The organism is Erythrobacter sp. HKB08, from assembly GCF_004114695.1.
Taxonomy (GTDB): Bacteria; Pseudomonadota; Alphaproteobacteria; order Sphingomonadales; family Sphingomonadaceae; genus Parerythrobacter_A.
Window position 1 is genome coordinate 92,213 of sequence record NZ_CP035310.1, and the last position, 12,239, is coordinate 104,451.

Annotated in this window: 12 protein-coding genes; 9 read left to right on the top strand and 3 right to left on the bottom strand. The window is 65.3% G+C overall.

Annotated elements, in window-relative coordinates:
- Nucleotides 1-4 precede the first annotated feature (4 nt).
- The 5 genes from EO245_RS00425 (at nucleotide 5) to bla (ending at nucleotide 4,700) form a co-directional block, all read left to right on the top strand.
- Nucleotides 5-1,339, top strand: a complete 1,335-nt coding sequence (locus EO245_RS00425) for a DUF58 domain-containing protein (RefSeq protein ID WP_128891080.1) — start codon at nucleotides 5-7, stop codon at nucleotides 1,337-1,339.
- Between the two features lie 13 nt (nucleotides 1,340-1,352).
- On the top strand, nucleotides 1,353-2,429 hold the full coding sequence (locus EO245_RS00430) for a stage II sporulation protein M (RefSeq protein WP_128891081.1): 1,077 nt from the start codon (nucleotides 1,353-1,355) through the stop codon (nucleotides 2,427-2,429).
- The gene (locus EO245_RS00435) at nucleotides 2,426-3,340 is read left to right on the top strand and encodes an RDD family protein (protein ID WP_128891082.1); all 915 of its coding nucleotides are present in this window, start codon (nucleotides 2,426-2,428) and stop codon (nucleotides 3,338-3,340) included. Before EO245_RS00430 ends, EO245_RS00435 begins: the two co-directional genes overlap by 4 nt.
- A gap of 62 nt (nucleotides 3,341-3,402) precedes the next feature.
- Nucleotides 3,403-3,804 carry a GNAT family N-acetyltransferase gene (locus tag EO245_RS00440; protein WP_128893391.1) on the top strand — a complete coding sequence of 134 codons (402 nt, stop codon included), beginning with the start codon at nucleotides 3,403-3,405 and terminating at the stop codon, nucleotides 3,802-3,804.
- Nucleotides 3,801-4,700 (top strand): class A beta-lactamase, encoded by a 900-nt coding sequence (gene bla, locus EO245_RS00445; RefSeq protein WP_128891083.1) that lies wholly within the window; start codon nucleotides 3,801-3,803, stop codon nucleotides 4,698-4,700. The genes EO245_RS00440 and bla overlap by 4 nt, the downstream gene beginning before the upstream one ends.
- On the opposite strand, the gene EO245_RS00450 is transcribed toward bla, so the two are convergent.
- A complete protein-coding gene (locus tag EO245_RS00450; RefSeq protein WP_370246163.1) occupies nucleotides 4,701-5,825 on the bottom strand; it encodes an isoaspartyl peptidase/L-asparaginase family protein in 1,125 nt (374 codons plus the stop codon).
- Between the two features lie 143 nt (nucleotides 5,826-5,968).
- Here EO245_RS00450 and EO245_RS00455 point away from each other — a divergent pair, with 143 nt between their 5' ends.
- The 4 genes from EO245_RS00455 to EO245_RS00470 all read left to right on the top strand — a co-directional run bounded on the left by EO245_RS00455 (nucleotide 5,969) and on the right by EO245_RS00470 (nucleotide 10,593).
- Complete coding sequence (locus EO245_RS00455; RefSeq protein WP_128891085.1) at nucleotides 5,969-7,174, top strand: mechanosensitive ion channel; 1,206 nt, start codon at nucleotides 5,969-5,971, stop codon at nucleotides 7,172-7,174.
- Between the two features lie 41 nt (nucleotides 7,175-7,215).
- Complete coding sequence (locus EO245_RS00460; RefSeq protein ID WP_128891086.1) at nucleotides 7,216-7,731, top strand: GNAT family N-acetyltransferase; 516 nt, start codon at nucleotides 7,216-7,218, stop codon at nucleotides 7,729-7,731.
- A 12-nt stretch (nucleotides 7,732-7,743) separates the two neighbouring features.
- Complete coding sequence (locus EO245_RS00465) at nucleotides 7,744-8,706, top strand: SDR family NAD(P)-dependent oxidoreductase (protein ID WP_128891087.1); 963 nt, start codon at nucleotides 7,744-7,746, stop codon at nucleotides 8,704-8,706.
- Nucleotides 8,707-8,814: 108 nt separating this feature from the next.
- A complete protein-coding gene (locus EO245_RS00470) occupies nucleotides 8,815-10,593 on the top strand; it encodes a DUF885 domain-containing protein (protein WP_128891088.1) in 1,779 nt (592 codons plus the stop codon).
- Here the strand turns inward: EO245_RS00470 and EO245_RS00475 are convergent.
- Nucleotides 10,568-11,350, bottom strand: coding sequence for a DNA-binding domain-containing protein (locus EO245_RS00475; protein ID WP_128891089.1), 783 nt, complete (start codon nucleotides 11,348-11,350; stop codon nucleotides 10,568-10,570). The two genes, EO245_RS00470 and EO245_RS00475, sit on opposite strands and share 26 nt — an antisense overlap.
- Nucleotides 11,347-12,183 (bottom strand): DUF692 domain-containing protein, encoded by an 837-nt coding sequence (locus EO245_RS00480; RefSeq protein WP_128891090.1) that lies wholly within the window; start codon nucleotides 12,181-12,183, stop codon nucleotides 11,347-11,349. The genes EO245_RS00475 and EO245_RS00480 overlap by 4 nt, the downstream gene beginning before the upstream one ends.
- Between the last annotated feature and the right edge of the window lie 56 nt (nucleotides 12,184-12,239).

Here is a 12,239-nt window from a genome sequence, read left to right on the forward strand (position 1 = left end):
GGCGATGCGCCTGCGCTTCCCCATATTGCCCACGGCCCGCGCGGCCTGGCTCGCCGCGATCGCAGCGCCGATCGCGGTGGTGATCGGGGCCGCCGCGCCCGGATCGTGGGTGCTTGCGCCCGCCGCCGGGGCGGCGTTGCTGGTCGTCGTCCTGCTCGACGGCCTGCTTGCCGGAAGGCTTGCCGACTGGCGCTTCCACGTGCCGGCCGACACCGAAGTCGGCGAACCGATGGACGTGACCGTCATTGCCGAATTCGCCGGCCGCGCCGGTTGGACCCGGCCCGAAGTCGCGCTCGAAGTCGATCCGCGCCTGTCGGAAGATGGCCGGGTCGAGCTCAAGCTCTCGCACGATAGCGGCACGGCGAGCTGGCAGGGCACCAGGCAAGTCGTGCCGAACCGCCGGGGGCCTGCCACCCTGTCGCGGCTGTGGATGCGCTGGGACGGGCCGCTCGGCCTAGGGGCGAGACAGGTCGAGCACGACCTCGATGCGACGGTTCGCGTCTGGCCCGACCTTTCGCCGGTCCGTTCGCCCGAATTGCAGAATTACCTGCGCGATTCGCAGTTCGGCCTGATTGCGCGGCGTATCCGCGGCGAAGGCACGCAGTTCGAAGCGCTGTCGGAATACGAGCCGGGCATGGACCGCCGCCGGATCGACTGGAAGGCAAGCGCGCGCCACACCAAGCTCTACGCCCGCGAAAACGAGAGCGAGCGCAACAACCAAATCGTCTTTGCCTTCGATTGCGGGCAGGCGATGTGCGAGCCGGTCGAGGGCCTGCCGCGTATCGACCGCGCGGTCAGCGCAGCGCTCACCGCCTCCTATGTCGCGCTCAAGGGCGGCGACCGCGTGGCGCTGTTCGGTTTCGCGCAGCGCCCCGAAATGATGACGCCCTTCGTCGGGGATGCGCGCCTGTTCCACCGCCTGCAATCGGCAGCGGCAGAACTCGATTACCATGCGGAGGAGCCGAACTTCACGCTCGGCCTCGCGACGCTAACCGGGCGGCTCCAGCGCCGCTCGCTCATCGTGCTGTTCACCGATTTCACCGATCCGACAGGCGCGGAAATCATGATCGAAAGCGTCGGGCGACTGGTCGAGAAACATGTCGTGCTGTTCGTCACGATGGAGGATGCTGAACTCGCGAGCCTCGCCGACAGCAATCCGCACGATCTCGAAAGCCTCGCGGTGGCGGTGACGGCCGATACGCTCGCCCGCCAGCGCGCGCTGGTGCTCGAGCGGCTGCGCCAGATGGGCGTGGACATCATCGAGGCGCCGTGGGACCAGATCGGCTATCGCCTGATCGATGCCTATCTCGACATCAAGCGATCGGGAGCGATCGGATGAGGGAGGAAACGCGATGAGCGCCGCGACTGCCAGCGCCATTCCCGCCCAGAAGGGCCCCGCGAGCATCGAGCTCGAAACCCCATCGGCGATCGAGGCTGCCGCGCTGCGCTCGGACCGTTTCCGGCTCGAGCGCGAAGACGAGTGGCGGCGGCTGGAGGATATTCTCACCCGCATCGAGAAGGGGCGCGTGCGCTCGGTCTCCGACGAGGATGTTCTCGCCCTGCCCGCGCTGTACCGCATGGCCGCCTCGAGCCTTGCGGTGGCGCGCGAAACTTCGCTCGATGCGGCGACGATCGGCTATCTCGAATCGCTGGTCCAGCGCGCATGGTTCCAGGTCTACGGCCCGCGCGAAGGGTTCTTCCGCTGGTTCCGCAATTTCCTCGGCGGCAATCTCAGCAAGTCGGTGCGCGAGATCTGGCTCGACATCTGCATCGCCGCTGCGGTCATGGTCGCCGGCACGATCGTCGGCTGGCTGCTCGTCGCGCGCGACCGCGAGTGGTTCTACACGCTTGTTCCCGCACAATTCACCGACCAGCGCCAGCCGGGCGCGAGCCGCGAGGTCTTGCTGGATTCGCTGAAGGTGGAGGAAAGCGCGGCAGGCATGTCGGCCTTTGCCGCGCAGCTGTTCACCAACAACACCGGCGTGTGCATCCTGGCCTTCGCGCTGGGCTTCGCCTTCGGTGTGCCCTCGCTCATGCTGCTGGTCCACAACATGGCTGTGCTCGGCGCCATGCTGTGGCTCTACAATTCGCAAGGCCTGACCGGTGAATTCTCCGCCTGGCTTGCAGTGCATGGAACGACCGAATTCTTCGCCATCCTGCTGTCGAGCGCGGCGGGCCTGCACATCGGCCGCAAGATGGCATTCCCGGGGCGGCGCAGCATCATGGCGGCGGTTGCCGAGAGCGGTCAGCGCGGCGCGCAGGTCATGGTCGGCGTGACCATCATGCTGGTCTTCGCAGCCCTGCTCGAAGCCTTCCCGCGCCAGCTCGCGACCTCCGAAACGCGCGCCCTGCTCGGCGGCTTCATGCTGATTTTCTGGCTGACCTATTTCTTCGCCTTCGGGCGCGGGAAGGAGGTCAAGGCAGCATGACCAGCGCAGTCGCCCCGCACCTCGCCTACAAGGTCAAGCGCCAACGCCGCATCGTGACGCCCGAAGGCATCGCGCTGCCGATCACCGTCGGCGCGCGCGGCGCGCGGGCGGGCGCGCTAATCATCGACTACATCATCCTGCTGGTGACCACGGTAGCCGTCACGCTCGGCCTGATCTTCATCGCCAACGGGCTCGGCCTCGACGGCACGATGCGCGACATGAACGGTGCCGAGGAGTTCATGATCATCGTAATCTCGGTCTTCTGGTTCCTCGCCTGGAACGGCTACTTCATGGCATTCGAGCTGGGACCGCGCGGCGCAACGCCGGGCAAGCGCGCAGTCGGCCTGCGCGTCGCCAGCCGCGACGGCGGGCGGCTCACGCCCGAAGCGGTCATCGCGCGCAACCTTTTGCGCGATATCGAGCTGTTTCTGCCGCTGTTCCTGATCTTCCTGGCACCGACAGGCGAAGGCGGAGCGGCAGGCTGGGGCGCGCTCCTGTGGTTCCTCGTCTTCATGCTCTTCCCCTTCTTCAACCGCGACGCGATGCGCGCGGGCGACCTGATCGCAGGCACCTGGGTCGTCGAAGCGCCCAAGGCGAAGCTCGCCGAGGCGCTGTCGACGTCGGGCGCGGCAGCGCAGGGCACCAGCCGCATTACCGGCGCCGAATACAAGTTCGGCGAGGAAGAGCTGTCGGTCTACGGCGAATACGAGCTCCAGACGCTCGAACGCGTGCTGCGCGACGACCGTCAGGAATCGATCGAGGCGGTGGCCGAGACTATCTGCCGCAAGATCGGCTGGAACCCTGGCTCTGGCGACGAGCGCGCTTTCCTCGAAGCTTTCTACTCGCAGCTTCGCGCGCGGCTCGAAGGCGACATGCGCTTCGGCAAGCGCAAGGCGGACAAATACTCGTGAGCAGGCACTACGCCATCCGGCAGGACGATCTGACCGGAGAGGACGTCGTCGCGCTGCTCGCCATGCACCTTGAAGAAATGCATCGCTGGTCGCCCGCCTGCAAGGTCCACGCAATGCCGGTCGAGCGGCTGCGCGAACCGGACGTGACATTCTTCTCGGCGTGGGATGGAGCAACGCTTGCCGCAGTCGGCGCCCTGAAGGAACTCGGCAACAGACGCGGCGAACTCAAGTCGATGCGCGCCGCGCCTGAATATCGCGGCAAGGGCGCGGGAAAGGCGATCCTCTTGGCGCTGCTCGATGAGGCACGGCGCAGGGAATACGACTGGATCGGTCTCGAAACGGGCCGTCCCGAACCCTTCCGCCCGGCTCACGAGCTGTATCGCAAGCACGGGTTTGCCGAATGCGAGCCGTTCGGCGATTATGTCTCCGACGAATTCAGCCTGTGCATGGAGAGGGGGCTATGAAGATCGATCGCCGGGCCTTGCTGGCCGGAGGATTGGCTGCCGGCGTCGGTGCCTGCGTGCCGGTGCGCAGCGACGTGCCGGGGCGCTTCGCCTCGCGCCTGCGGATCGTCGAGGCGACAGCCAACGGCACGCTGGGGGTCGCGATCTACGACACCGGTTCGGGCGCGCTGACCTCATACAATGGCTTCGCCCGCTTCCCGCATTGCTCTTCGTTCAAGCTGTCGCTTGCCGCCTTCGTCCTGAAGCTCGGAACCGACGGCGGCATGGACTTGAGCGAGAAGGTGGATTGGGACGCGGCGGCCTTGCTTGGCCATTCGCCCTTCACCCGCGAGCGACTGGCAACGGGCGCGACCATCCGCGAACTGGCCGAGGCAGCGCAGAAGCAGAGCGACAACACCGCGACCAATATCCTGCTCGAGCGGATCGGCGGCCCGCAGGGAATGACCGCCTTCTGGCGCGCGATCGGCGATCCGACCAGCCGCCTCGACCGCTACGAGCTCGAACTCAACAACGTCCCCGCCGGCGAGATCATGGACACCACCAGCGCCGATGCGATGGCGCTGACGGTCGGCCGGCTCACGCATGGCGACGTCCTTGCCGAGGACGATGCCGCCACTCTGCGCCAGTGGATGGTCGACACCGCTACCGGGCTAGACCGCGTCCGGGCCGGCCTGCCGCCGGAATGGCGCGCGGGCGACAAGACAGGCACGTCGCTGTGGCCGGGAATGCGCAGCGTCTATGTCGACATCGGCTTCGTCGAGCCGCCGGACCGCGCGCCGCTGACTTTCGCGGCCTACTACCGCGCCAATCGCCAGCACCTGAAGGCCGACCCGGCTTCCCTCGCGGTTCTCGCCGACGTCGGGCGCGTCATCACGCAGTTCGCGCGCACTGCCTGATTACGGGATACTGAGCGGCGGGACGACGACGCTGCGTTCCGGCTTCTCCGGAAGCTCCGCTTCGGTCTGCTCGAAAATGCCGATTTCGTTCGTGCCGTCGCTCGATGCGCGGCCGCGGTACATGCCCGGCGTGTTGAAGCTGTAGATCGCATCGCCCCAGGGGGTGACGAAGATGACCCCGCCATCGCCGCCAAGGTCCTTGACCTCGGCCATGACGCGGTCCGCGACAAGCTGCGCCTGGTAGGCGTGGAGCTTGCGTTCTTCGGCCACGCCGCCTGCCATCCAGGCACTCGCATTCGCCATCATGCGCGCCTGCGTGCAGATTTCCTGCGCGACGCCGACGCGGATGAAATACTCGCCCGCACCGGTCGCCGAGACCGCACATGAGCGGTTGTCTGCATAGGTCCCCGCGCCGATCACCGGAGCATCGCCGATGCGGCCCCAGCGCTTGCCCGTCAGCCCCCCGGTCGAGGTGCCTGCGGCGACATTTCCATGCGTATCGAGAGCGACCGCGCCGACCGTGCCGAACTTGTAGTCGACATCGAGCGAGGAAAGCTGCTCAGCCTTCAACCGCTCGAGCGCTTCCTTGCGCCGCTCGGTCCCGAACCAGCTCGGGTCGGTAATCTCGATACCCTTGCCTGCCGCGAACTCTTCCGCGCCCGGTCCGCTGAGGAAGACGTGGCGACCATCTTCCATGACCGCTTCCGCAAGCAGGATCGGGTTCTTGACCGTGCGCACGCCGGTCACTGCACCGGCTTCGCGCGTCCTGCCGTCCATGATCGCGGCGTCGAGTTCGTTCTCGCCGTCCCAGGTGTAGACCGCGCCGCGACCGGCGTTGAAATTGGGATCGTCCTCCATCGGAATGATCGCCGCCTTCACCGCATCCATCGCCGTCCCGCCATTGCGCAGCACTTCGGCCCCGGCATCGAGCGCGGCTTGCAGGGCAGCCTCGTATTCCGCCTGTTTCTCCGCCGTCATGTTTTCGCGCAGGATGATCCCCGCGCCGCCGTGGATCGCGATTGTCCACTTCGCGTCCGTCTCGGGTTTATCGCTCGAATGGTGATCGGCCAGAGCGGGGCTCGCACAGGCGAGCGAGGCGGCAAACAGGGTCAGTGCAAGGCGCAAGGGTTGGTTCTCCTCTCTTGTCGGCAAGCTCATCGCCCGCCCGGCACGCAAATGCAATCGCAGCGCTTTACGTAGGCGTCATTTGGGGCCGCGCCGGGTGTGTGGTAATCCTCTCTCCAATAACAACAAATGGGGGAGTGGACATGAGACTTGGTAATTACCGGTTCGATCCGGAACTGGCGATGGAACTGGCGGAAAAAGCATTCTTCGTCGTCGCTATTCTCGTCATCACCTGGGCACTTGCGAAGGCTGCGAAGTGGGCCTTCGCCAAGCTCGTCGACAACATCTCGTTCCTGCAGCGCGATACCAGCGGCGGCGACACCGTGGGTGAATCGCTCGGCAAGATCGTCTCGATGCTGATCTGGCTGTTCGGCCTCCTTGCAGTGCTGACCGTCCTCGGCCTCGGCGGAGTGATGGAGCCGATCGAGGTGCTGCTCAACAACATCATGGGCTTCATCCCGAACCTGATCGGAGCGGGGCTGATCTTCTTCATCGGCCTGATGGTGGCGCGGATCGTGCGCGACCTCGTCATCACCGCGCTCAAGACGGTCGACTTCGACAAATGGGCCAATCGCGGCGGGGTCGACAATGTCACCGGCAACACCACGATCAGCTCGACCATCGGGACGATCGTCTATGTGCTGATCATCATCCCGGTGGCCATCGCGGCGCTCGAACAGCTCAATATCGAGAGCATTTCGGGCCCGGCGAGCGGCATGCTGTCGATGATCTTCGCAGCCATCCCGAACATCATCGCAGCCGCGATCCTGCTCGGCATCGGCTACCTGATCAGCCGTTTCGTGGTCGATATCCTCAAGGAACTGCTGACCGGCCTCGGCGTCGACCGCTCGCTTTCGGCGACCGGCCTGCTACCTGACGGAACGGCGGCATCGACCATCATCGCGCGCATCGTGCAGGTGGCGATCATCCTGTTCTTCGCCATCGCCGCGACCCGCATCCTCGGTTTCCCGGAACTGACGAACATCCTCAACGAGGTGCTCGAACTGGGTGGTCGCGTGGTCTTCGGTGCCGTGGTGATCGGGGTCGGCTTCCTGATCGCGAACCTGCTCGCAAGGCTGGTCAGCGGCGCGGACGAAGGATCGATGGCAGGCACGATCATCCGCTGGGTGACCATCGTCCTCTTCGTCTTCATGGGCCTCAACTACACCGGCGTCGCCGAGATCATCACCGAGACCGCGTTCAGCGCGATCGTGATCGGCATCGCGGTGGCAGGTGCGCTCGCCTTCGGCCTCGGCGGCCGGGACTGGGCGGCTCGCCAGCTCGACAAGATGGAGAGCAAGGCCGACGCGGCTCCGAAAGACAACGACCCGCTACCGCCGGGCGCGTAAGTCTTTCGCAAATGCCTGAATGAAAGTAGGGGCGCAGGGTCATGATCCTGCGCCCCGCTTCTTTGGACGACGTCCCCGAACTCACCAGGCTTGGCCGCGAGAGCTTCTGCGCGGCCTTCGGGCACCTCTACAAACCGGAAGACCTCGACGCCTTCCTGGGGCAGGTCTTCACCAAGGAAGTCGTTGCACGCGAGGTCGCGGACGACACATATATCCACCAGCTCGCCTGCGATGCCGACGCGCTGATCGGTTATTGCAAGCTCATCGCCAAGAGCGACTATGCGAGCCATTCGGATGCAAAGAACCCGATGATGCTCGCCCAGCTCTATACCGACCCAGACCGCACCGGAGGCGGCATCGGGGCAGCGCTGATGGACTGGGCCATGGCGGAATCGCGCGCTCGCGGATGCGATGCTATCCAGCTTACCGTGTGGAGCGAGAATTTCGGCGCACAGCGCTTCTACGAGCGCTACGGTTTCGCCAAGATCGCGGATGTCGACTTCTACGTCGGCACTCATCGCGACGATGAATTCCTGTTCGAACTGCGACTGGATTGAGGGAGAGAAGGCATGAGCGATTTCGGTTTCGAAAGCACGGCGGACGAGGTTCTCGAAGGCAAGGACCTGTCGGGCCGCACCGCCTTCATCACCGGCGGCTATTCCGGTCTCGGCAAGGAAACGGCGCGCGCGATGGCGGCGAAGGGCGCGCATGTGATCCTGTCCGGACGCGACCAGTCGAAGCTCGACGAAGCGGCGAAGGAAATCGCCGATGAAACCGGCGCCAAGGTCGATACGCTCGCAGCCGACCTCGCCTCGCTCGACAGCGTACGCAAGGCGGGCGCCGAGGCGCGCGACCGCTTCGAGAAGATCGACCTGCTGATCAACAACGCGGGCGTCATGGCCTGCCCCTATTCCGAGACGGCGGACGGCTTCGAAATGCAGTTCGGCACCAACCACCTCGGCCATTTCCAGCTCACCAAGGAGCTGATGCCGCTGGTCGAAAAGGGCGAGCGCCAACGCATCGTCAACTTGTCTAGCCGCGGGCACCATATCGACCGCGTCCACCTCGACGATCCGAATTTCGACAACCGCGATTACGACAAGTGGCAGAGCTACGGGCAGTCGAAGACCGCCAACATCCTCTTCACGGTCGGGCTGGAAGAGCGCTTCGGCGACAAGGGCATCCACTCCTACGCGCTGCATCCGGGCGGCATCATGACCAACCTCGGCCGCCACATGACCGAAGAAGACATGGCCTGGATGCGCAAGCGGATGGAGGAAAACGCGAAGGAAAGCGGCCAGTCGCCGCAGGGCTTCAAGACCATTCCGCAAGGCGCTGCGACGACCTGCTGGGCGGCGACCGCCGACGAGCTGGAAGGCAAGGGCGGCGTCTATTGCGAGGATTGCCACGTCGCACCGCAGGACGACACTGATCCGACCGGCGGCGTGCGCTCCTACGCGCTCGACAAGGACAATGCGAACCGGCTCTGGACGCTGTCCGAACAGCTCGTGGGCGACAGCTTCACCGCCTGATTTCCCGGCTGTCGTTGGTCCGCGCCGCTTGGCCGCTTGTCGGAAGCGGACTTGCCGCGCGCGGGCGCTTGATGCACTCCCCCGCCATCTGTTTCGGGAGAGGACACCATGAAGACTTTTGCCGCCGCCATCGCGCTAGCCGTAGCGCCCGTCGCGCTCGCAGCGCCCGCCTATGCGCAGGACAATGCCGAAGAGGCCGCATCGCAGGACTGGGTCGCGACCAGCAACGCCTACACCCAGAAGGCGATCATGATGCAGGCATCGTTCTTTCCGACCGGTGCGTCCTCGGCCGGCTACGAACAGTATGACGGGCTGGTCAACGACATGTCGCTCGACCGCGACGAGCGCTATGTCGCCGCTTCCAGGGCGCTGATCGGCGAATTCGAGGCCGCGCTCGCGACCGAGACCAATCCCTACGTCAAACAGGACCTCCAGATCCTGATCGATTCCCTCAAGATGGACATCGAGGGGATCGAACTCGGCAACAAGTACATGCTCGAATACAGCGAAGTGCCGCAAAGCATGTTCGGCAGTGTCGGCCAGCTGCTATCCGACCAGACCGCCGAAAGCCGCCGCGGCAAGGCGCTCGAACTGCTGCAACGCTTCACCGGCACCTGGCCCGATACCGAGCCGATGACCGAGCTTGCCAAGCGCCGCTTCGAAGCGAGCAGGGGTGAAGGCAAGATGGGCCCGTACCGGGTCGAGGTCGAGGAATCGATCGAGAAGATCCCGACCTTCGTCGCCGGCATCCGCGAACTCTTCGGCAAGTACGAGATCGAAGGCGCCGACGAAGCGCTCGGCGCTATGGAAGCGCAGCTGACCGAATATGCAGAGTGGACCCGCGAGACGGTGCTGCCGACCACACGCGACAACCCGCGCCTCCCGCCGGAACTCTATGCGCTCAGCCTGCGGCAGGTCGGTATCGACATGGACCCGTATGAATCGATGGCGCAGGCCCGCCGCGGTTTCTACGAAATCCGCGCCCAGATGGAGGCGCTCGCTCCGCAGATCGCAGCGAAGAACGGATGGGAAGAAACCGACTACCCCTCCGTCATGCGCCGCCTCAAGCAGCAGACCATTTCGAACGACGAGATCGAGGAATTCTACCGCGGCGTGAACCGCGAGCTGGAAGGCAAGATCCGCGAGAACGACATCGTCAGCCTGCCCGATTACGAGCTCTCCATGCGCGTCGCCTCGGCCGCCGAGAGCGCCGCCCAGCCCGCGCCGCACATGCGCCCGCCGCGCCTCATCGGCAATACCGGCGAGCAGGGCACTTTCGTCCTCACCGTCGCCAATCCGACTGCCGGCGAAGGCGATGCATACGACGACTTCAACCACCCGGCGGCAAGCTGGACGCTGAGCGCGCACGAAGCGCGTCCGGGACATGAAATGCAGTTCGCCGCGCTAGTCGAACAGGGCGTGAGCCTTGCCCGCCTGCTCTATGCATTCAACAGCGTTAACGTCGAAGGCTGGGCGCTCTATGCCGAAGCCGAGATGCTGCCGCACGAACCGATCGAGGGCCAGTTCATCGCCCAGCAGTTCCGCCTTCTGCGCGCGGCACGCGCCTTCCTCGACCCGATGCTGAACCTCGGCCTGATCGAGCGCGAGGAAGCGGGGCGCATCCTGACCGAGGAAGCGCTGTTCTCGCCGGGCATGGTGAAGCAGGAGCTCGACCGCTACCAGTTCCGCATGCCGGGCCAGGCGGGCAGCTACTATTACGGCTACCGCAAGCTGATCGACCTGCGCGTCGAAGCGGAGATCGCGCTGGGCAACCGGTTCGAGGAAAAGGCGTTCAACGACTTCCTGCTGAGCCAGGGCATCATTCCGCTCGAACTGATGGCCAAGGCCGTGCGCGAGGAATTCATCCCCTCGCAGATGGCAGACTGACCGACGCAACCAGGCCGTCGTGCAGCCAGCGCCCGAACATGGCGCCGGCCTGCGCGGCGGCGTCATCGCCCGCATCCTCGAACAGCACACCGCAGGCCTCGCTGTAGGTCTCGCCGGAGAGGATTGCGCCGAGCAATTCGCCTTCCGCCGCATCGACAAGTCGGAAAACCGGCTCGTAACCCTCTCGCCACACCAGCAGGCAGGCAGGACCGGCGAGCCTCGCAGCATCGCCAGGGTGTTCGCCGCCAGACAGGCCGCGCCATAGCGTTGCAACGTCGAAGGCGACCGGTCGAATGGCGGTCCCGGGAAGCAGTTCGAGCTTCATTGCCGCCCAGTCCCCCTCGCCGAATTCCGCCGTCGCTGCGGCAAACCCGGCAGCGCCAAGCGGTTCGGCATCGGCGGCGACGAATGCGTCGGTCATGGCCGCTTCGAGCCACGCGAGTTCGGCGACGTCCGGGTCGTCGGCAAAAAGATCGGCCAGCGTTTCGGCAAAGCCCTCGCCCGCCGCATCGAGCGTCCAGCTATTCGGTGGGCGCGAGATGACGTGGTGGGCGGCTGCCTGCGAAAAAGCGTCCTCCCCGACATAGCGCTCGGTCCTCTCGTAGGATGACTTCAGCGCCTCCATCAGCGAGGAGCGGTAGTTGTTGCGATAGATATCGAGCCCGGCTGCGTGGCGCGGGGTCCAGCCCGAAGGCAGCGCGCGGTCCTCGTCGAGGACATGCACCAGGAACTCCTTCTGGACGGCAGCAAGGCTCATGCTGCCAGCTCCGTGCGCGCCTCGCTCGCGATGTCGCGGGCAATCGCCAGCTCGTCAAGCAGTTCGCCGAGCGGCGGGATGCCGTCGTCGCGCTCGATCATCGTCGCGACCGGACCGACTAGTTCGATCGCTTCGCGGTAAAGCTCCCACACGCCCTCGCAGACCGGCTGGTCGTGCGTGTCGATCTTGATCGCGCCATCGGTATGCCCGGCAAGGTGGATCTGGCGCACGCGGTCATGCGGAAGGCCGCGAAGATAGGCACGCGCATCGAAGCCGTGGTTGTGCGCGCTGACATGGATGTTGTTGACGTCGAGCAGCAGGTAGCACCCGGTACGCCGCGCCATTTCGGCGATGAATTCCCGCTCGCTCATCTCGTCCTCGGGAAAGGCGAGATAGCTCGACGGGTTCTCGAACAACATCGCGCGGCCCAGCGTTTCCTGCGCAAGATCGATATTGTCGCACACCACCTGAAGCGCCTCGCGCGTATAGGGCATCGGCAGGAGGTCGTGGCTGTTGTGCGCGCTGGTGCGGGTCCAGCACAGATGGTCCGAGACCCAGAGCGGCTCGATCCGGAAGGCCAGCGCCTTCAGCTTTGCGAGATATTCGCGGTCGAGGCCGTGGGCCGACCCGATCGACATGGACACGCCGTGCAGGATGACCGGCAGCTTTTCGCGCACCTGCGTCAGTACGCGCAGCGGATTGCCGCCATCGACCATGAAATTCTCCGAGATGACCTCGACGAAATCGACCGGGACATCGCCTTTGAGAAAATCGGCGTAGTGCGTGCGGCGCAGGCCGAGGCCGAAGCCGTCGAACGGGGCGATTGCAGTCATGGGAACATCCGGATTGGCGGGAAAGGGGAGATGCGGCCCGGCAGTGACGGGGGAGG